Annotated in this window: 15 protein-coding genes; 5 read left to right on the top strand and 10 right to left on the bottom strand. The window is 65.1% G+C overall.

Annotated features, from left to right (window positions below; genetic code table 11):
* Positions 1 to 55: 55 nt before the first annotated feature.
* The 4 genes from rraA to ppsA form a co-directional block, all read right to left on the bottom strand.
* Positions 56 to 541: a ribonuclease E activity regulator RraA gene (gene rraA, locus BMZ19_RS09650; RefSeq protein ID WP_090310319.1), complete on the bottom strand. Its 486-nt coding sequence runs from the start codon at positions 539 to 541 to the stop codon at positions 56 to 58.
* 15 nt (positions 542 to 556) lie between these two features.
* The gene (locus BMZ19_RS22365) at positions 557 to 697 is read right to left on the bottom strand and encodes a hypothetical protein (RefSeq protein WP_170847735.1); all 141 of its coding nucleotides are present in this window, start codon (positions 695 to 697) and stop codon (positions 557 to 559) included.
* Positions 698 to 762: 65 nt separating this feature from the next.
* Positions 763 to 1,722, bottom strand: a complete 960-nt coding sequence (locus tag BMZ19_RS09645; RefSeq protein WP_090310317.1) for an alpha/beta fold hydrolase — start codon at positions 1,720 to 1,722, stop codon at positions 763 to 765.
* Between the two features lie 74 nt (positions 1,723 to 1,796).
* Positions 1,797 to 4,166, bottom strand: coding sequence for a phosphoenolpyruvate synthase (ppsA, locus tag BMZ19_RS09640; protein ID WP_090310315.1), 2,370 nt, complete (start codon positions 4,164 to 4,166; stop codon positions 1,797 to 1,799).
* Positions 4,167 to 4,332: 166 nt separating this feature from the next.
* On the opposite strand from ppsA, the gene ppsR reads away from it, so the two are divergent.
* Positions 4,333 to 5,151 carry a posphoenolpyruvate synthetase regulatory kinase/phosphorylase PpsR gene (gene ppsR, locus BMZ19_RS09635; protein ID WP_090310313.1) on the top strand — a complete coding sequence of 273 codons (819 nt, stop codon included), beginning with the start codon at positions 4,333 to 4,335 and terminating at the stop codon, positions 5,149 to 5,151.
* Positions 5,152 to 5,217: 66 nt separating this feature from the next.
* Here the strand turns inward: ppsR and prpD are convergent, their stop codons facing one another.
* The 6 genes from prpD to BMZ19_RS09605 all read right to left on the bottom strand — a co-directional run bounded on the left by prpD (position 5,218) and on the right by BMZ19_RS09605 (position 13,661).
* On the bottom strand, positions 5,218 to 6,702 hold the full coding sequence (gene prpD, locus BMZ19_RS09630) for a 2-methylcitrate dehydratase (RefSeq protein ID WP_090310310.1): 1,485 nt from the start codon (positions 6,700 to 6,702) through the stop codon (positions 5,218 to 5,220).
* A 140-nt stretch (positions 6,703 to 6,842) separates the two neighbouring features.
* Entirely contained in the window at positions 6,843 to 8,021 is a 1,179-nt protein-coding gene (gene prpF / locus BMZ19_RS09625; protein WP_090310308.1) for a 2-methylaconitate cis-trans isomerase PrpF, read from the bottom strand.
* Between the two features lie 111 nt (positions 8,022 to 8,132).
* Positions 8,133 to 10,736: a Fe/S-dependent 2-methylisocitrate dehydratase AcnD gene (gene acnD, locus BMZ19_RS09620; protein ID WP_090310306.1), complete on the bottom strand. Its 2,604-nt coding sequence runs from the start codon at positions 10,734 to 10,736 to the stop codon at positions 8,133 to 8,135.
* 78 nt (positions 10,737 to 10,814) lie between these two features.
* The gene (gene prpC / locus BMZ19_RS09615; RefSeq protein WP_090310305.1) at positions 10,815 to 11,942 is read right to left on the bottom strand and encodes a bifunctional 2-methylcitrate synthase/citrate synthase; all 1,128 of its coding nucleotides are present in this window, start codon (positions 11,940 to 11,942) and stop codon (positions 10,815 to 10,817) included.
* A gap of 88 nt (positions 11,943 to 12,030) precedes the next feature.
* Positions 12,031 to 12,942: a methylisocitrate lyase gene (gene prpB, locus BMZ19_RS09610; RefSeq protein ID WP_090310303.1), complete on the bottom strand. Its 912-nt coding sequence runs from the start codon at positions 12,940 to 12,942 to the stop codon at positions 12,031 to 12,033.
* On the bottom strand, positions 12,939 to 13,661 hold the full coding sequence (locus BMZ19_RS09605; protein ID WP_090310301.1) for a GntR family transcriptional regulator: 723 nt from the start codon (positions 13,659 to 13,661) through the stop codon (positions 12,939 to 12,941). The genes prpB and BMZ19_RS09605 overlap by 4 nt, the downstream gene beginning before the upstream one ends.
* Before the next feature lie 275 nt (positions 13,662 to 13,936).
* On the opposite strand from BMZ19_RS09605, the gene rloA reads away from it, so the two are divergent.
* The 4 genes from rloA to pabB all read left to right on the top strand — a co-directional run bounded on the left by rloA (position 13,937) and on the right by pabB (position 18,444).
* Positions 13,937 to 14,467, top strand: a complete 531-nt coding sequence (gene rloA / locus BMZ19_RS09600; protein ID WP_090310299.1) for a retropepsin-like aspartic peptidase RloA — start codon at positions 13,937 to 13,939, stop codon at positions 14,465 to 14,467.
* A 5-nt stretch (positions 14,468 to 14,472) separates the two neighbouring features.
* Complete coding sequence (gene rloB / locus BMZ19_RS09595; protein ID WP_090310297.1) at positions 14,473 to 15,999, top strand: osmotic stress tolerance membrane protein RloB; 1,527 nt, start codon at positions 14,473 to 14,475, stop codon at positions 15,997 to 15,999.
* 4 nt (positions 16,000 to 16,003) lie between these two features.
* Positions 16,004 to 16,990, top strand: coding sequence for an alpha-L-glutamate ligase-like protein (locus BMZ19_RS09590; RefSeq protein ID WP_090310295.1), 987 nt, complete (start codon positions 16,004 to 16,006; stop codon positions 16,988 to 16,990).
* A 101-nt stretch (positions 16,991 to 17,091) separates the two neighbouring features.
* Positions 17,092 to 18,444 carry an aminodeoxychorismate synthase component I gene (pabB, locus tag BMZ19_RS09585; protein WP_090310293.1) on the top strand — a complete coding sequence of 451 codons (1,353 nt, stop codon included), beginning with the start codon at positions 17,092 to 17,094 and terminating at the stop codon, positions 18,442 to 18,444.
* The last annotated feature ends 32 nt before the right edge of the window (positions 18,445 to 18,476 follow it).

Below are 18,476 nucleotides of genomic sequence, written 5' to 3'. Positions count from 1 at the left end.
GCCGCACCGGCGCCCTCCGGCACGCGCACTGCAGGCCGAAGGAGACCGCACCCGGTTACTCGGGCATCTTCAGCTCTTCGTGGGCAACGATGATGCCGTTGTTGTCGGCATAGATGTAGTGGCCCGGCGTGAAGGTCACGCCAGCGAAGGTGACTTCGACGTTGAGGTCGCCGATACCGCGCTTTTCGGTCTTCATCGGATGGGCGGCCAGGGCCTGCACGCCGAGATCGGTCTGCGCGAGCACGTCCACGTCACGGACGCAGCCGTACACCACAATGCCTTCCCAGCCGTTCTTCGCCGCCTTCTCGGCCAGCATGTCGCCGAGCAGGGCACGCCGCAGCGAGCCGCCACCATCGACCACCAGCACCTTGCCACGACCATCCAGCTCGACCTGGTCCTTGACCAGCGAGTTGTCCTCGAAGCACTTGATGGTGACGATCTGGCCACCGAAGGAGTCGCGGCCGCCGAAGTTGCTGAACATCGGCTCGACAACGTCGACATAGGGGTAGGCATCGCACAGATCGGGGGTCACGTATTGCATGTCAGGTTCCTTGCGTTAGAGATCGACGCTGATGCGGTCGCCGTAGTCCGGCGACAGCCGCAGCAGCGGCGAACGGACAGCATTGATGGCACGACCACTCACCCGCTGGCAGGCCATGCCGTGACGCGGCGCTCCCGGCCACAGCGAGCAGGCCATCGTCCTGTCGATCCTAGCCAGATCTGCACGGAGTGGAAACTAGGCAAACGTATGGGATGGCCTGTTCAACGCCGCTCCGGCAGCCGCTGATGGCGCAACCAGTACTCCAGCAGCGGCCAGACCTCGTTGTGGGCGTTGCCTCCCAGCAGCATGGCGGCCCGCCCATAATCCTCGGCAAAGCCTTCAGCGCGCCCCAGGCAGAGATACTCGCGCAGCGGCGAGCCAAAGCGCTCGAGCAACTGACGGCAGGCCGCGGGCGGAGCGCTGCGGTCCGCCGCACCGGCCAGCGCCAACACCGGAATCGTCACCTCGACCAGGCCCGCCGCCCAGTCCTGGCGCCCCTCGCCGAAGCGGCCGAACCAGCGCAGGTTTTCGCGCACCATCCCCGCCGGCTCCTCCTCGTAGCCCTCCCCCGGACCCACCCAGCCGGCAACCACCTGCTCGCGCCGGCGCAGCAGCAGGCGCGCCGCCCAGATCAGTGGTGGCAGCTCGAGCACCCCGTGCAAGCGACTGATCTGGCTGCCGCACAGGGTCAGCGAGGCCAGCTGCGCCGCTGCCAGGTACCCGCCACCCAGCGCCGCCGCCAAGACCAGCCCGCCCTGCGCGTGTCCCAGCCAGTGCGCCGGAGCGGCACACTGCTCGCCGACGAAAGCGGCAATCGCCGGCAGATCGTAGCGCGCATAGTCGGCCACCCGGTTGTCGCGGTACAGCCGATTGCGCGGCGACAGGCCATGACCGCGCATTTCCGCCAGCCAGACGTCGAAACCCGCGCGCGCCAGCCAGGCACCCAGACCCTGCCCACCCGTGGTGTACCAGACGCGCCGGTTGGCGAAGCTGCCATGCAGCAGCACCACCGGCACACCGCGCGCACCGTCATGCCCGGCCCGACCCAGACGAGTCAGGGCCAGCTCGACCGACGGGTCGGGACTGTTGTTGGGCTTGAGGAGATAGACGTCTTCGGTCAGGTCGCCGCGCAACTCGGCGCTGATCAGGGCGACGGGAAAGAGTTTGCTGCTGCTCTGCATGCTGTTCTTTTTTCTATTACACACAAAAAAGGGCGGGATTGCCCCGCCCTCTTGTTACCTGCTCAGAACGACTGTCAGGCCTGGCCTTCCGCCAGGAAGAACCAGGTATCGAGCACCGAGTCCGGGTTCAGCGACACACTGTCGATGCCCTGCTCCATCAGCCAGCGGGCCAGATCCGGATGGTCGGACGGGCCCTGACCGCAGATGCCGATGTACTTGTCGGCCTTGCGGCAGGCCTGGATGGCGCTGGACAGCAGCTTCTTGACCGCCGGATTCCGCTCGTCGAACAGGTGGGCGATGATCCCGGAGTCGCGATCCAGACCCAGGGTCAGCTGGGTCAGGTCGTTGGAGCCGATCGAGAAGCCGTCGAAGAACTCGAGGAATTCCTCGGCCAGCAGCGCGTTGGACGGCAGCTCGCACATCATGATCACGCGCAGGCCGTTTTCGCCGCGCTTGAGGCCGTGGCTGGCGAGCAGGTCGATGACCTGCGAGGCCTCGCCCAGGGTGCGCACGAACGGGATCATGATCTCGACGTTGGTCAGGCCCATCTCGTTGCGGACCTTCTTCATCGCCCGGCACTCGAGCTCGAAGCAGTCACGGAACGACTCGCTGATGTAGCGCGAGGCGCCACGGAAGCCGAGCATCGGGTTCTCTTCTTCCGGCTCGTACAGCTTGCCACCGATCAGGTTGGCGTATTCGTTGGACTTGAAGTCCGACATGCGCACGATGACCTTCTTCGGCCAGAAGGCCGCGGCCAGGGTACTGATGCCCTCGACCAGCTTCTCGACGTAGAAGCCGACCGGGTCGTCGTAGCCGGCGATGCGCTTCTCGACGCTGTCCTTGATCTCCGCCGGCAGGCTGGCGAAGTTGAGCAGCGCCTTGGGGTGCACGCCGATCATGCGGTTGATGATGAATTCCAGACGGGCCAGGCCGACGCCCTCGTTGGGCAGCTGGGCGAAGTCGAAGGCACGGTCCGGGTTGCCGACGTTCATCATGATCTTGAACGGCAGATCGGGCATGGCGTCCACCGAGTTCTGGCGGATGTCGAAGCCCAGCGCACCTTCGTAGATCAGGCCGGTGTCGCCTTCGGCGCAGGACACGGTGACCTGCTGGCCGTCCTTGAGCACGCTGGTGGCGTTGCCGCAGCCGACCACTGCCGGAATGCCCAGCTCGCGGGCGATGATCGCCGCGTGGCAGGTACGCCCGCCACGGTTGGTGACGATGGCGCTGGCGCGCTTCATGATCGGTTCCCAATCCGGGTCGGTCATGTCGGAAACCAGCACGTCGCCCGGCTGCACCTTGTCCATCTCGGCGATGTCGTGGATCACCTTGACCGGACCGGCGCCGATGCGCTGGCCGATGGCACGGCCTTCGACCAGTACCTTGCCCTTTTCCTTGAGCAGGTAGCGCTCCATGACATTGACGTTGGAGCGGCTCTTCACGGTTTCCGGACGGGCCTGGACCACGTACAGCTGACCGTCGTCGCCATCCTTCGCCCACTCGATGTCCATCGGACGACCGTAGTGCTTCTCGATGATCAGCGCCTGCTTGGCCAGTTCGGTGACTTCGGCATCGCTCAGCGAGAAACGGGCGCGATCGGCGCGATCGACGTCGACCACCTTGACCGACTTGCCGGCCTTGGCCTCGTCGCCGTAGACCATCTTGATCGCCTTGCTGCCCAGGTTGCGGCGCAGGATGGCGGGACGGCCGGCTTCGAGGGTCGGCTTGTGCACATAGAATTCGTCGGGGTTCACCGCGCCCTGCACCACGGTCTCGCCGAGACCGTAGGCACCGGTGATGAACACCACGTCACGGAAACCGGACTCGGTATCCAGGGTGAACATCACCCCGGCGGTACCGGTTTCCGAACGCACCATGCGCTGCACGCCGGCGGACAGGGCGACCAGCTTGTGGTCGAAGCCCTGGTGCACGCGGTAGGCGATGGCACGGTCGTTGAACAGGGAGGCGAACACTTCCTTGGCCGCGCGGATCACGTTGTCGACGCCGCGGATGTTGAGGAAGGTTTCCTGCTGGCCGGCGAAGGAAGCGTCCGGCAGGTCTTCGGCGGTGGCGGAGGAGCGCACGGCCACGGCCATGTTCGGGTTGCCGGCGGACATCTCGGCGAAGGCCTTGCGGATGTCGGCATCCAGTTGGGCCGGGAACTCGGCGTCCATCACCCACTGACGGATCTGCGCGCCGGTCTTGGCCAGGGCGTTGACGTCGTCCACGTCCAGCGCGTCGAGCGCGGCATGGATACGGTCGTTCAGGCCGCTCTGATCGAGGAAGTCACGGTAGGCCTGGGCCGTAGTGGCGAAACCGCCGGGTACGGAAACACCCGCGCCGGCGAGGTTGCTGATCATCTCGCCCAGGGAGGCATTCTTGCCCCCTACGTGCTCGACGTCATGGTTGCCGAGCTTATCGAGGGAAACTACGTACTCTGCCAAGGTGACTTCTCCCCTAAGGTGTGTGCAGAAACCGCTTTTCATTCGAACCCGTGCTTGTGGCCGGGCCCGGGAAAATAAGTAAAAATGCCGTCAAGACGGCGGAGGGCCAAACACAGCCACTCCATAATTGTCGGGAATGATTCCCATCTTCTAGACCAGGGCGCCCATGAAACGCACCGCTTTCTTCATTTCCGACGGCACCGGTATCACCGCCGAGACGCTTGGCCAGAGTCTGCTGGCGCAGTTTGAAAACATCAACTTCCACAAACTGACCCGACCATACATCGATACGGCGGAAAAAGCGCAGGCCATGGTACAACAAATCAATGCAGCTGCCGAGGCAGACGGGGTGCGGCCGATCATCTTCGACACCATCGTCAACCGCGACATTCGCGAGGTGCTCTCGCACTGCAACGGCTTCATGGTCGACATCTTCTCGACCTTCCTGTCGCCACTGGAACAGGAACTGGCCTCGCACTCCTCCTACACCGTGGGCAAGTCGCACTCGATCGCCCACAACCCCAACTACATGGAGCGCATCGACTCGGTGCACTTCGCCCTCGACAACGACGACGGCGCGCGCACCCACTACTACGGCAAGGCCGACCTGATCCTGGTCGGCGTGTCGCGCTGCGGCAAGACCCCGACCTGCCTGTACATGGCCCTGCAGTACGGCATCCGTGCCGCCAACTACCCGCTGACCGAAGACGACATGGAGCGCCTGCAACTGTCTGCCGCGCTCAAGGAACACAAGAGCAAGCTGTTCGGCCTGACCATCGATCCTGACCGCCTGGCGGCGATCCGCAACGAGCGCAAGCCCAACAGCCGCTACGCCAGCTACGCCCAGTGCGAGTTCGAGGTGCGCGAGGTGGAAAACCTGTTCCGCCGCGAGAACATCCCCTTCATCAACTCCACGCACTTCTCCGTGGAAGAGATCGCCGCCAAGATCCTGGTGGAAAAGGGTGTCGAGCGGCGTCTCAAGTAACAGCCCCGTTCGCACGCCCCCTCACAAGGGACCCGGAAAACTCCGGGTCTGTTTTTGTCTTGCCCATCAGATCACCCACAGATCCATGAAGCGGTTGACCGCAGTGGCCTCGAGGGCAGCCTGGTCCTTGCACAGCGCGAAGATCCGGGCGCAGCGCTGCGCCGGGAAGCGGGTCGCCAGGTTGGCCTTGAACTTCTCCTCCAGCAGCGGGATGCCCTCTAGGCGGCGGCGACGATGGCCTATCGGGTACTCGACCGCCACCTGCTCGGTGCTCGAACCATCCTTGAAGAATACCTGCACGGCGTTGGCGATGGAGCGCTTGTCGGCCTCCAGGTACTCGCGGGTGTAGTGCTCGTCCTCGACGATCACCATCTTGTCGCGCAGCTCGTCGATGAGCGGATGGGCGGCGTGGAAGTCATCCTCGTAGTGCTCGGCGACCAGATTGCCGAAAGCCAGCGGCACGGCAGTCATGTACTGGATGCAGTGGTCGCGATCGGCCGGGTTGGCCAGCGGGCCAACCTTGGAGATGATGCGGATCGCCGACTCGTGGGTGGTGATGACGATCCGGTCGATGTCGTGCAAGCGATCCTTGACCTGCGGGTGCAGCCTGACCGCCGCTTCACAGGCGGTCTGCGCATGGAATTCGGCCGGAAAGCTGATTTTGAACAGCACGTTCTCCATCACGTAGGTGCCGAAGCCCTGCGGGAAGCTGAACTGGCGCTTGCCTGCCGGCTTGAGGGCCAGATCCTTGTTGGTGTGGCTGAACAGCACATCGTAGAAACCCCACTGCGGCGCGGTCAGCACGCCCGGGATACCCATCTCGCCACGAATGGCGATGTCGGCCAGGCGTACGCCTCGACTGGAGGCATCGCCGGCAGCCCAGGACTTGCGCGAGCCGGCATTCGGCGCGTGACGGTAGGTACGCAGTGCCTGGCCGTCGACGAAGGCGTGCGACAGGGCGGACAGCAGCTGCTCGCGGTTGGCGCCCATCAGCTTGGCGCAGACGGCGGTGGAAGCCACCTTGACCAGCAGCACGTGGTCGAGGCCGACACGGTTGAAGGAGTTTTCCAGCGCAATCACACCCTGGATCTCGTGGGCCATGATCATCGCTTCCAGCACGGTGCGCATGGTCAGCGGGGCCTCGCCCCGGGACACGCACTGCTGCGCAAGATGGTCGGCCACGGCAAGGATGCCGCCGAGATTGTCGGACGGATGGCCCCACTCGGCCGCCAGCCAGGTGTCGTTGTAGTCCAGCCAGCGCACGCTGGCGCCGATGTCCCAGGCCGCTTTGACCGGATCGAGACGGAAACTCGTGCCCGGCACGCGCGCGCCATTGGGCACAACGGTGCCCTCGACGAGCGGGCCGAGGTGCTTGCTGCACTCGGGAAAGCGCAAGGCCAGCAGACCGCAGCCGAGAGTATCCATCAGGCAGTTACGGGCAGTGTCCAGCGCCTCGGCAGACTCGATCCGATAGCTCAGTACGTAGTCGGCAATGTCCTGCAGGACCTGGTCGTAGTCGGGGCGAATGTTCAGATCAAAGGTGGCAGACATCTTGGTGCGTCCTCCTTCGGCGGGGGCGGAGAAAAATCAGCCCCCTGGCTGATAACCCCGTACGCATCCTGGCAACGAGCGTTTCGCTGGGAGGGCGTCCGGGGAACCAGAGGCAACTCAGGATTCAGCAGTAGCACACCTCAGAAGGTATCGCCCGGCACACGTACCCAGCCTTCCATCAGCACGCGGGCGCTGCGGCTCATCACCGCCTTGGTTACCGTCCACTCACCGTTGACGATCTCAGCCGCCGCACCGACCCGCAGGGTGCCAGACGGATGGCCGAAGGTCACCGCTTCGCGCTGGCCGCCACCGGCCGCCAGGTTGACCAGGGTGCCCGGCACCGCCGCCGCCGTGGCGATGGCCACCGAGGCGGTGCCCATCATGGCGTGATGCAGCTTGCCCATCGACAGGGCGCGCACGCAGACGTCGATGTCGCTGGCCGCCACGGTCTTGCCGCTGGAGGACACGTAGTCGGTGGCCGGCACCACGAAGGCGATCTTCGGCGTGTGCTGACGGACGACCGCTTCGGAAATATCCGCGATCAGGCCCATCTTCACCGCGCCGTAGGCACGCATGGTCTCGAAGCGCGCCAGCGCCTCGGCATCGCTGTTGATGTCCTTCTGCAGCTCGGTACCGGTGTAGCCGATATCGGCGGCATTGACGAAGATGGTCGGAATGCCGGAGTTGATCAGAGTGGCCTTGAAGGTGCCGACGCCCGGCACTTCCAGCTCGTCCACCACATTGCCGGTGGGGAACATCGAGCCTTCGCCGTCGGCCGGGTCCATGAACTCGATCACCACCTCTGCGGCCGGGAAGGTCACACCATCCAGCTCGAAATCGCCGGTTTCCTGCACCTCACCGTTGGTGATCGGTACGTGGGCGATGATGGTCTTGCCGATGTTCTTCTGCCAGATGCGCACGGTGCAGATGCCGTTGTGCGGAATGCGCGCGGCATCGACCAGACCGCCAGCGATGGCGAAGGCGCCGACCGCAGCGGTCAGGTTGCCGCAGTTGCCGGACCAGTCGACGAACGCCTTGTTGATCGCCACCTGACCGAACAGGTAGTCGACATCGTGATCAGGCTGCTCGCTCTTGGCGACGATCACGGTCTTGGAGGTACTGGAAGTCGCACCACCCATGCCGTCGATCTGCTGGCCGTACGGATCGGGGCTGCCGATCACGCGCAGCAGCAGCTGGTCACGCGCCGCGCCCGGCACCTGGCAGGCTTGCGGCAGGTCCTGCAGACGGAAGAACACACCCTTGCTGGTGCCGCCACGGATATAGGTGGCCGGAACCTTGATCTGGGGTAGATGAGCCATGGGAGTCTTGTCCTCATGAAACCGTGCTGCCGTACGGCAGCACAGGAAAGAAAATGCGCGGGACTGCCCGCCGCCCTGCCCTACGGCACAGGGCGGCGGGCAGCCGCGGGGTCAGGCCTGGCCGAGGAAGTCCTTGGCGAAGCGCTGCAGTACGCCGCCGGCCGCGTAGACCGAGACCTCTTCGGCGGTGTCCAGACGGCAGGTGACCGGCACTTCGACGCTTTCGCCGTTCTTGCGCTGGATGACCAGGGTCAGGTCGCAGCGCGGCGAGATGTCGCCCTTCACGTCGAAGGTTTCGGTGCCGTCGATGTTCAGGGTCAGGCGGTTGACACCCGGTTTGAACTCCAGCGGCAGCACGCCCATGCCGACCAGGTTGGTGCGGTGGATGCGCTCGAAGCCTTCAGCGACGATGGCCTCGACCCCGGCCAGACGCACGCCCTTGGCGGCCCAGTCACGCGAGGAGCCCTGACCGTAGTCGGCACCGGCGATGATGATCAGCGGCTGCTTGCGCTCCATGTAGGTTTCGATGGCTTCCCACATGCGCACGACCTGGCCTTCCGGCTCGATGCGCGCCAGCGAGCCCTTCTTCACCTTGCCGTCGACCACGGCCATCTCGTTGACCAGCTGCGGGTTGGCGAAGGTGGCGCGCTGGGCGGTCAGGTGGTCGCCGCGGTGGGTGGCGTAGGAGTTGAAGTCCTCCTCCGGCAGGCCCATCTTGGCCAGGTACTCGCCAGCGGCGCTGTCGAGCAGGATGGCGTTGGACGGCGACAGGTGGTCGGTGGTGATGTTGTCCGGCAGCACGGCCAGCGGACGCATGCCCTTGAGGCTGCGCTCACCGGCCAGCGCGCCTTCCCAGTACGGCGGACGGCGGATGTAGGTGGACATCGGACGCCAGTCGTACAGCGGGCTCTTGGCCTCTTCCACGGCGCCCAGGTCGAACATCGGGATGTAGACCTGCTTGAACTGCTCCGGCTTCACCGAGGCGGCGACGATGGCGTCGATTTCCTCGTCGCTCGGCCACAGATCCTTCAGGGTGATCGGGTTGCCGCTCCGGTCGGTGCCCAGCACGTCCTTCTCGATGTCGAAGCGCACGGTACCGGCGATGGCATAGGCGACCACCAGCGGCGGCGAAGCGAGGAAGGCCTGCTTGGCGTACGGGTGGATACGGCCGTCGAAGTTGCGGTTGCCGGACAGTACGGCGGTGGAGTACAGGTCGCGGTCGATGATTTCCTGCTGGATCTGCGGGTCCAGGGCGCCGGACATGCCGTTGCAGGTGGTGCAGGCGTAGCCGACGATGCCGAAGCCGAGCTTTTCCAGTTCCGGCAGCAGGCCGGCGTCTTCCAGGTACAGCTTGGCGACCTTGGAGCCCGGGGCGAAGGAGGTCTTCACCCACGGCTTGCGCACAAGGCCCAGCTCGTTGGCCTTCTTGGCCAGCAGACCGGCGGCGACCACGTTGCGCGGGTTGGAGGTGTTGGTGCAGCTGGTGATGGCGGCGATGATCACCGCGCCATCCGGCAGCAGGCCTTCGGCCTCTTCGGCACGGGCAGCTTCCAGCTTGGCTTCGTCGGCAATGCCACGCTCGTGCAGGGCCGAGGTCGGCAGGCGACGGTGCGGGTTGGACGGGCCAGCCATGTTGCGCACCACGGTGGACAGGTCGAATTCCAGCACGCGCTCGTAGTCGGCGCCAACCAGCGCATCGGCCCACAGGCCGGTGGTCTTGGCGTAGTTCTCGACCAGGGCTACCTGCTCCGGCTCGCGACCGGTCAGCTTGAGGTAGTCGATGGTCTGCTGGTCGATGTAGAACATCGCCGCGGTGGCGCCGTATTCCGGGCACATGTTGGAGATGGTCGCGCGGTCGCCGATCGACAGGCTGGCCGCACCCTCGCCGAAGAACTCGACGTAGGCACCGACCACGCGCTCCTTGCGCAGGAACTCGGTCAGCGCCAGCACGATGTCGGTGCAGGTGATGCCGGGCTGATGCTTGCCGCTCAGCTTGACGCCGACGATGTCGGGCAGGCGCATCATCGAGGCGCGGCCGAGCATCACGGTTTCCGCTTCCAGGCCACCGACGCCGATGGCGATCACGCCGAGGGCGTCGACGTGCGGGGTGTGGCTGTCGGTGCCGACGCAGGTATCCGGGAAGGCGACGCCTTCGCGGGCCTGGATCACCGGCGACATCTTCTCCAGGTTGATCTGGTGCATGATGCCGTTGCCGGCCGGGATCACGTCGACGTTCTTGAACGCGGTCTTGGTCCACTCGATGAAGTGGAAACGGTCCTCGTTGCGACGATCCTCGATGGCGCGGTTCTTGGCGAACGCCTCCGGGTCGAAGCCCGGGGCTTCCACGGCCAGCGAGTGGTCGACGATCAGCTGGGTCGGCACCACCGGGTTGACCTTGGCCGGGTCACCGCCCTGCTCGGCAATCGCATCGCGCAGGCCGGCCAGGTCGACCAGTGCGGTCTGACCGAGGATATCGTGGCAGACCACGCGGGCCGGGTACCACGGGAAATCCAGGTCACGCTTGCGCTCGATGATCTGCTTCAGCGAGTCGGTCAGCATGGTCGGATCGCAGCGGCGTACCAGCTGCTCGGCCAGCACACGGGAGGTGTACGGCAGCTTGTCGTAGGCACCCGGCTGGATGGCTTCGACGGCCGCGCGGGTGTCGAAGTAGTCCAGCTGGGTACCGGCCAGGGCTTTGCGATATTCAGTATTCATGGGGCGGAGACTCACGCGGATAACGATCGTTTGAGGAACCGGCAGGAGAGCCCCTTGTAGGGGCTCTCCCGTTCCAGATCAGCGCTGCGCCAGCGGCGGCACGGCGCGCGGCTCGACGCCGATGTACTCGGCACTCGGGCGGATGATGCGGTTGTTGGCACGCTGCTCGAACACGTGGGCGGCCCAGCCGGTGACCCGCGAGCAGACGAAGATCGGGGTGAACAGCTTGGTCGGGATGCCCATGAAGCGGTAGGCCGAGGCGTGGTAGAAGTCGGCGTTGGGGAACAGCTTCTTCTGTTCCCACATGACGGTGTCGATGGCCACGGACACCGGGAAGATCACGGTATCGCCCACTTCGTCGGCGAGCTGCTTCGACCAGACCTTGATCACCTCGTTGCGGGGGTCGGACACGCTGTAGATCGCGTGGCCGAAGCCCATGATCTTGTCCTTGCGCGCCAGCATGGCCAGCGTGCCGGCAGTGGCCTCCTCCGGCGAGGAGAACTTCTCGATCATCTCCATCGCCGCCTCGTTGGCGCCGCCGTGCAGCGGACCACGCAGGGTGCCGATGGAGGCGGTAACGCACGAGTACAGGTCGGACAGGGTCGAGGCGCACACGCGACCGGCGAAGGTCGAGGCGTTGAACTCGTGCTCGGCATAGAGGATCAGCGACACATTCATCACCTTGCGGTGCAGTTCGCTGGGCTTCTTGTCGTGCAGCAGGGCGAGGAAGTGGCCGCCCAGGTCGGCTTCGCCGGTGACGCAGTCAATGCGCACACCCTGATGGCTGAAGCGGTACCAGTAGCACATGATCGCCGGGAAGGCGGCGACCAGGCGGTCGGTGATGTCGCGTTGCTCGTCGAAGCTGTGCTCCGGCTCCAGGTTGCCGAGCATCGAGCAGCCGGTGCGCATCACGTCCATCGGATGGGCGTCGGCCGGAATGCGCTCGAGCACTTCTTTGAGTGCCTGCGGCAGGTCACGCAGGCCCTGCAGGCGCTGCAGGTAGGCATCCAGCTGGGCGGCAGTGGGCAGTTCGCCGTAGAGCAGCAGGTAGGCGACTTCCTCGAACAGACAGTCCTTGGCGAGCTCGCGGACATCATAGCCGCGATAGGTCAGACCGGCGCCTTCCTTGCCTACGGTGGACAGGGCAGTCTGTCCGGCAATCTGGCCACGCAGCCCGGCACCACTCAGAACTTTTGCTTCAGCCATTGTTGTGTTCCTCTTTATTGAATTTCTTGGCGGATACAGCAGCTTCAAACGGGAGCCTCACGCTCAAGGCTCGAATTTCCCAACGGTTTCAGCAGTCGCGCTTCGGACCCAGCTTGCCCTGACCCTTCTGGGCGAACAGCTGGTCGAGTTTCTGCTCGTAGTCGTGGTAGCCGAGGAAGTCGTACAGCTCGGCGCGGGTCTGCATGATCGGCACCACGTCCTTCTGGGTGCCCTGCTCACGGATGGCCTGATAGACCTTGAGCGCGGCGGCGTTCATCGCCCGGTAGGCGCCGCAGCAGTACAGGATCATGTCCACGTCCACCGAAGCCAGCTCGTCGCGGGTGAACAGCGGGGTGTGGCCGAACTCGGTGATGTTGGCGAGGATCGGCACGCCGACCGCCTTGCGGAACTCCTTGTACATCGCCAGCTCGGTCATCGCCTCGGGGAAGATCATGTCGGCACCCGCCTCGACGTAGGCGCAGGCGCGGTCGATGGCAGCCTGCAGGCCCTCACCGGCCAGGGCGTCGGTACGCGCCATGATCACGAAGCTGTCGTCGCGACGGGCATCGACGGCGGCCTTGATGCGGTCGACCATCTCCTCGGTGCTGACCACTTCCTTGCCCGGACGATGGCCACAGCGCTTGGTGCCGACCTGGTCCTCGATGTGCACGGCAGCCACGCCGGCCTTCTCGAACGAGCGGATGGTGCGGGCGATGTTGAAGGCGCCGCCCCAGCCGGTGTCGATGTCGACCAGCAGCGGCAGGGTGGTGGCGTCGGTGATGCGGCGGGCATCGATCAGCACGTCTTCCATGGTGCTGATGCCAAGATCGGGGATGCCCAGCGAGTTGGCCGCCACGCCGCCGCCGGAGATGTACAGCGCCTTGAAGCCGGTGGCTTCGGCCATGCGCGCGGCATAGGCGGTGATCGCACCAGCGATCTGCAGCGGGGACTCGCTGGCGACGGCTTCACGGAACTTCTGGCCGGGGGTCTTGTGGCTCATGACTTACCTCGTTGCGGGGTGTTCTTGTGGGTCGCGTCCTGGAAGTGACGCGCGACGTTACGCTTGGAGGCCGCGATGTGGCGGCGCATCAGCAGCTCGGCCAGTTCGCCGTCACGGTCGGCGATGGCATCGAGAATGCGGTGGTGCTCGACGAAGGCCTGGCGCGGCCGGTTCGGGGTGGTGGAGAACTGGATGCGGTACATACGCACCAGCTGGTACAGCTCGTTGCACAGCAGGTTGCTGAGCGTCTGGTTGCCGCTGCCCTGGATGATGCGATAGTGGAAGTCGAAGTCGCCTTCCTGCTGGTAATAGCCGATACCCGCCCGGAACGCCTCGTCGCGCTGGTGGGTTTCCAGCACCTGGCGCAGCTCGTCGATCTCGTCCAGGGACATGCGCTCGGCCGCCAGGCGGCAGGCCATGCCTTCCAACGACTCGCGAATCTCGTACAGCTCGATCAGTTCGGCCTCGCTGAGCGATACCACGCGCGCACCGGCATGTGGCACCCTGACCAGCAGGCGCTGCCCCTCCAGGCGGCGGATCGCCTCGCGCAGCGGGCCGCGACTGATGCCGTAGGCGCGCGCCAGCTCGGGCTCGGAGATCTTGCTGCCCGGAGCGATGTCGCCACGCACGATGGCCGACTGGATGCGCCGGAACACATGATCCGAAAGGGTGCCGGACTCATCGTCCACAATGGGAGCTTCTGCTAGCGCGTCCATCATAATTGTCGACACATCTCAGGGTTTGATGGGTAAAAAACTAGGGCAGTGCTCGATTAATGTCAAACCCCCTTAGACGATTGTCGACAATCGGCCCGAAAGGCTGTCGGGCGGCCATGATTCTTGCTAGCTCCACGCGCCGCCCCAAATCCCGGCGCCAAGCCCCCGCCGCGACTGTCGCCGGGCTATCGGCTGCATGCTAGAATGCCGCCATTTGAACGGCAGCCAACCGCTGCCCTCGCCTCCATGGCCCCATCACGCTTCATCACCCAGGACCTATGAGACTCAAGCCCCTTGTCTTGCTACTCAGCCTGCTGATGCCCTGCGGCCTTAGCCTTGCTGCCGAAAAAAACGTTTACGGCCTCAACGAATATGCCAGCCTTCCGGAACTCGACGACGTTCTGGCTGCCAAACTCGACACCGGCGCCAAGACCGCCTCGCTTGGCGCCCGCAACATCAAGCGTTTCAAGCGCAACGGTGATACCTGGGTCCGCTTCAACATCGGCAGCGACGACACCGCACCGATCGAGAAACCGTTGGCGCGGATCAGCAAGATCAAGCGGCGAGCCGGCGATTTCGACCCTGACGAAGGCAAAACCTATACTGCGCGGCCGGTGATCGAACTGGATGTCTGCATGGGCAACACGCTACGCACCATCGAAGTGAACCTGACCGACCGCAGTGCGTTCCAATACCCGCTCCTGATCGGCTCCGAGGCCCTCAAACGCTTCGGTGCCCTGGTCGACCCCAGTCTCAAATACGCGGCCGGCAAGCCCGGCTGTTCCAACGCTGCACACTCGGACGAGTAACCTCGATGCGCTCCCTCACTTTGCACCTGAAAGTCCTCATCGCCATATTGGTGAGTCTGGGCGTGGCGATCACCGCCTACCAGATTTTCGTTCTCGGCATCCCGGTCACCGAGGCGGAAACCGACAACGTCTGGAACATCGACGCCAAGGTCGACTTCCAGGCCAACCCGCGCGATCCGGTCAAGGTGCAGATGTTCGTACCGCCGCTGGTTCAGGACTTCGTCAGTCTCAACGAGAGCTTCATCTCCAACAACTACGGCGTCAGCGTCAATAATGTCGACGGCAACCGCCGCGTGACCTGGTCCGCCCGCCGCGCCAGCGGCCCGCAGACTCTTTACTACCGCATGGTGCTGACCCAGCGCTTTGCCGCGGAAAAGCCCCTGGATAAAGGGCCGATCTACCGCGAGAGCCTGCCGATCGCCGGCCCCGAGCAGATCGCCGCCGAGGCCCTGCTGGCGCCCATCCGCCAGCATTCGGCCGACGTCGAGACCTTCATCAGCGAGACCATCAAGCGCGTCAACAACCTCAACGACGACAACGTCAAGCTGCTGCTGGCCGGCGACACCTCGGTCACCAATCGCGCTCGGGTGATCGACCTGCTGCTGTCCATCGCCCACGTGCCGCTGGAGCGGGTCAACACCATCCGCCTGATCGCCGACCAGCCCCAGAGCCCCGAGCTGTGGCTGCGCAGCTTCAATGGCGAGAACTGGCTGTACTTCAACCCCGACAATGGCCAGCAGGGCCTGCCGCGCGACCGCCTTATCTGGTGGCTGGGTGACGGCGAACTGGTCAAGGTCGACGGCGGCAAGCAGCCGCAGGTCAGCTTCACCCTCAACACCAGCGAGCTGAACGCCATCCGCCTGGCCAAGCAGTCCGACGCCTCGGCCGATTCGGGCTTCCTCGAATACTCGCTCTACGGCCTGCCGCTGCAGACCCAGCAGACCTACCAGATCATGATCATGATCCCGATCGGCGTGCTGGTGATCCTGATCCTGCGCAACCTCGGCGGCCTGCAGACCCTCGGCACCTTCACCCCGGTACTGATCGCCCTCGCCTTCCGCGAGACCCAGCTGGGCTTCGGCATCATGCTGTTCACCATCATCACCGCGCTGGGCCTGTCGCTGCGCTCCTACCTCGAGCACCTCAAGCTGCAGATGCTGCCACGCCTGTCGGTGGTGCTGACCTTCGTGGTGGTGCTGATCGCGGTGATCAGCCTGTTCAGCCACAAGCTCGGCCTCGAGCGCGGCCTGTCGGTGGCGCTATTCCCGATGGTGATTCTGACCATGACCATCGAACGCCTGTCGATCACCTGGGAAGAGCGCGGCGGCGGCCATGCCTTCAAGGTCGCCGTCGGCACCCTGATCGCCGCCACCCTGGCGCACCTGCTGATGAGCGTTCCGGAGCTGACCTACTTCATCTTCACCTTCCCGGCCGTGCTGCTGATTCTGGTGGGCTTCATGCTGGCGATGGGTCGCTACCGCGGCTACCGCCTGACCGAGCTGTTCCGCTTCAAAGCCTTCCTCAAGGATTGATGCCATGTTCGGTCTGATCAAAACCTGGAAGGCCCTGCACGCCAAGGGCATCATGGGCATCAACCGGCGCAACGCGGACTACGTGCTGAAGTACAACAAGCGCAGTCTGTATCCGGTGGTGGACGACAAGATCCTCACCAAGGAGCGCGCCATCACCGCCGGCATTCACGTGCCGGAGATGTACGGCATCATCTCCACCGAGAAGGAGATCGAGAAGTTCGACGAGATCATCGCCGGACACAACGATTTCGTGATCAAGCCGGCGCAGGGCGCCGGCGGCGACGGCATCCTGGTGATCGCCGACCGCTTCGAGGGCCGCTTCAAGACCGTCTCCGGCAAGATCGTCAGCCGCGACGAGATCGAACAGCAGCTGTCCAGCATCCTCTCCGGCCTGTACTCGCTGGGCGGCGGCCGCGACCGCGCGCTGATCGAATACCGGGTCACCCCCGACCCGATCTTCAAGAGCATCAGCTACGAGGGCGTGCCGGACATCCGCATCATCGTGCTGATGGGCTACCCGGTGATGGCCATGCTGCGCCTGCCGACCCGCCAGTCCAACGGCAAGGCCAACCTGCACCAGGGCGCCATCGGCGTCGGTGTCGACCTGGCCACCGGCATCACCCTGCGCGGCACCTGGCTGAACAACAAGATCACCAAGCACCCGGACACCACCAACGCGGTGGACGGCGTGCAGCTGCCCAACTGGGACGGCTTCATGAAGCTGGCTGCCGGCTGCTACGAGCTGTGCGGTCTGGGTTACATCGGTGTCGACATGGTGCTCGACCAGGAGAAGGGACCGCTGATCCTGGAGCTCAACGCCCGCCCGGGCCTGAACATCCAGATCGCCAACGACTGCGGCCTGACCCATCGCGCCCATGCCGTGGAAGAACGCCTGGCCGAACTGAAGGCCAAGGGCATCGAGGAAACCCCGGAGCAGCGCGTGCGCTTCTCCCAGGAGCTGTTCGGCCATATCAAGCCGGTCGAGCTCTGATCCACTGCGGGCGCCTACCAGGCGCCCGCTTCTCCACAACCCCACGCATCCTGCCCCGCCCCTGCGTTAGAATCCCGGCTTGCGATCGTTCGAGCCTAGCCATGCCCACCTGCTGCGTTCACCTCCTGCCCTACCACGCCGATCCCCGCGCGCGCTTCGCCCTCGTGCGGGCCGCTCCCGGCGCCTGTCTGCTGGACGGCGGTCGACCAGGCGCCGATCGCGGCCGCTTCGACCTGTTCAGCGCCTGGCCCGAGCAACACTTGCAACCGGCCGCCAACGAGAACGGCCGGGCATTCCTCGCCCGCTGCCGAACGGCTCTCGCCGGCCTGGGCCGCGCCGAGGCGCCGGAGCACTGCGAGCTGCCGTTCACCGGCGGCCTGCTCGGCTACCTCGGCTATGACTTCGGCCGCCGCCTGGAGCGCCTGCCCGCGCAGGCGGTCGCTGACCTGCAACTGCCCGAGGCCACCTTCGGTCTGTATGCCTGGGCACTGGTCAGCGATCACCAGCGCCAGACCTCGCAGCTGGTGTTCCACCCCAGCCTGCCCGAGCAGCGCCGTGGCGAGCTAATCGCCTTGTTCGAGGCGCACGGCACGCCCGCCACGCCCGGCGAGTTCCGTCTGCTGACGCCCTTTGCCGCCGACCTCGACGCCGGCCAGTATCGGGCCGCCATCGAACGCATCCAGGCCTACATTCGCGCCGGCGACTGCTACCAGGTGAACTTTGCCCAGCGCTTCCAGACGTCCTGGCAGGGCGACCCGTGGGCGGCCTACTGCGCCCTGCGCGACGCCTGCCCGACTCCCTTCGCCGGCTATTTAACCCTGGACGACGGCGCGATCCTCAGCCTGTCGCCGGAGCGCTTTCTCAGCGTGCACCAGGGGCAGGTCGAGACCCGGCCGATCAAGGGCACCCGGCCGCGCGGCCGCGACGTCGCCGAGGACAAGGAACTGGCCGCCGAGCTGCTGGCCAGCCGCAAGGATCGCGCGGAAAACCTGATGATCGTCGACCTGCTGCGCAACGACCTCGGCCGCAGCTGTCGCATCGGCTCGGTGCGGGTACCGGAACTGTTCGCACTGGAGAGCTATCCCAACGTGCACCACCTGGTCAGCGCAGTGACCGGCGAGCTGGCTCCCGATCTGGACGTCTTCGACCTGCTGGCCGGCAGCTTCCCCGGCGGCTCGATCACCGGCGCGCCGAAGATCCGCGCCATGCAGATCATCGACGAACTGGAGCCGACCCGGCGCTCGATCTACTGCGGCTCGCTGCTGCACATCGACAGCCGCGGCGAGATGGACAGTTCGATCTGTATCCGCACCGTATTGCTGCAGCATGGCCAGGCCAGCTGCTGGGGTGGCGGCGGCATCGTCATGGACTCCGAGTGGCAGGCCGAGTACGAGGAGTCGAAGACCAAGGTGCGCGTGCTGCTGCAGACCCTGGAGCGACTTTCCGGTTTCTAGGCGCCAGAAACGACAAGACCCGCACGGGGCGG

It is taken from the genome of Pseudomonas linyingensis, from assembly GCF_900109175.1.
In the GTDB taxonomy this organism is placed as follows: Bacteria; Pseudomonadota; Gammaproteobacteria; order Pseudomonadales; family Pseudomonadaceae; genus Geopseudomonas; species Geopseudomonas linyingensis.
Note: the sequence above shows the minus strand (reverse complement) of the source record. Positions and strands in the feature narration are given on the sequence as shown.

What these genes read in the sequence shown, in the direction of transcription:
- rloB (WP_090310297.1), top strand. Translation starts at nt 14,473, where the DNA reads ATGCGCTCCCTCACTTTGCACCTGAAAGTCCTCATCGCCATATTGGTG.
- rraA (WP_090310319.1), bottom strand. Translation starts at nt 541, where the DNA reads ATGCAATACGTGACCCCCGATCTGTGCGATGCCTACCCCTATGTCGAC.
- prpB (WP_090310303.1), bottom strand. Translation starts at nt 12,942, where the DNA reads ATGAGCCACAAGACCCCCGGCCAGAAGTTCCGTGAAGCCGTCGCCAGC.
- prpD (WP_090310310.1), bottom strand. Translation starts at nt 6,702, where the DNA reads ATGTCTGCCACCTTTGATCTGAACATTCGCCCCGACTACGACCAGGTC.
- rloA (WP_090310299.1), top strand. Translation starts at nt 13,937, where the DNA reads ATGAGACTCAAGCCCCTTGTCTTGCTACTCAGCCTGCTGATGCCCTGC.
- ppsR (WP_090310313.1), top strand. Translation starts at nt 4,333, where the DNA reads ATGAAACGCACCGCTTTCTTCATTTCCGACGGCACCGGTATCACCGCC.
- acnD (WP_090310306.1), bottom strand. Translation starts at nt 10,736, where the DNA reads ATGAATACTGAATATCGCAAAGCCCTGGCCGGTACCCAGCTGGACTAC.
- prpF (WP_090310308.1), bottom strand. Translation starts at nt 8,021, where the DNA reads ATGGCTCATCTACCCCAGATCAAGGTTCCGGCCACCTATATCCGTGGC.
- BMZ19_RS09605 (WP_090310301.1), bottom strand. Translation starts at nt 13,661, where the DNA reads ATGATGGACGCGCTAGCAGAAGCTCCCATTGTGGACGATGAGTCCGGC.
- prpC (WP_090310305.1), bottom strand. Translation starts at nt 11,942, where the DNA reads ATGGCTGAAGCAAAAGTTCTGAGTGGTGCCGGGCTGCGTGGCCAGATT.
- pabB (WP_090310293.1), top strand. Translation starts at nt 17,092, where the DNA reads ATGCCCACCTGCTGCGTTCACCTCCTGCCCTACCACGCCGATCCCCGC.
- BMZ19_RS09590 (WP_090310295.1), top strand. Translation starts at nt 16,004, where the DNA reads ATGTTCGGTCTGATCAAAACCTGGAAGGCCCTGCACGCCAAGGGCATC.
- BMZ19_RS22365 (WP_170847735.1), bottom strand. Translation starts at nt 697, where the DNA reads ATGGCCTGCTCGCTGTGGCCGGGAGCGCCGCGTCACGGCATGGCCTGC.
- BMZ19_RS09645 (WP_090310317.1), bottom strand. Translation starts at nt 1,722, where the DNA reads ATGCAGAGCAGCAGCAAACTCTTTCCCGTCGCCCTGATCAGCGCCGAG.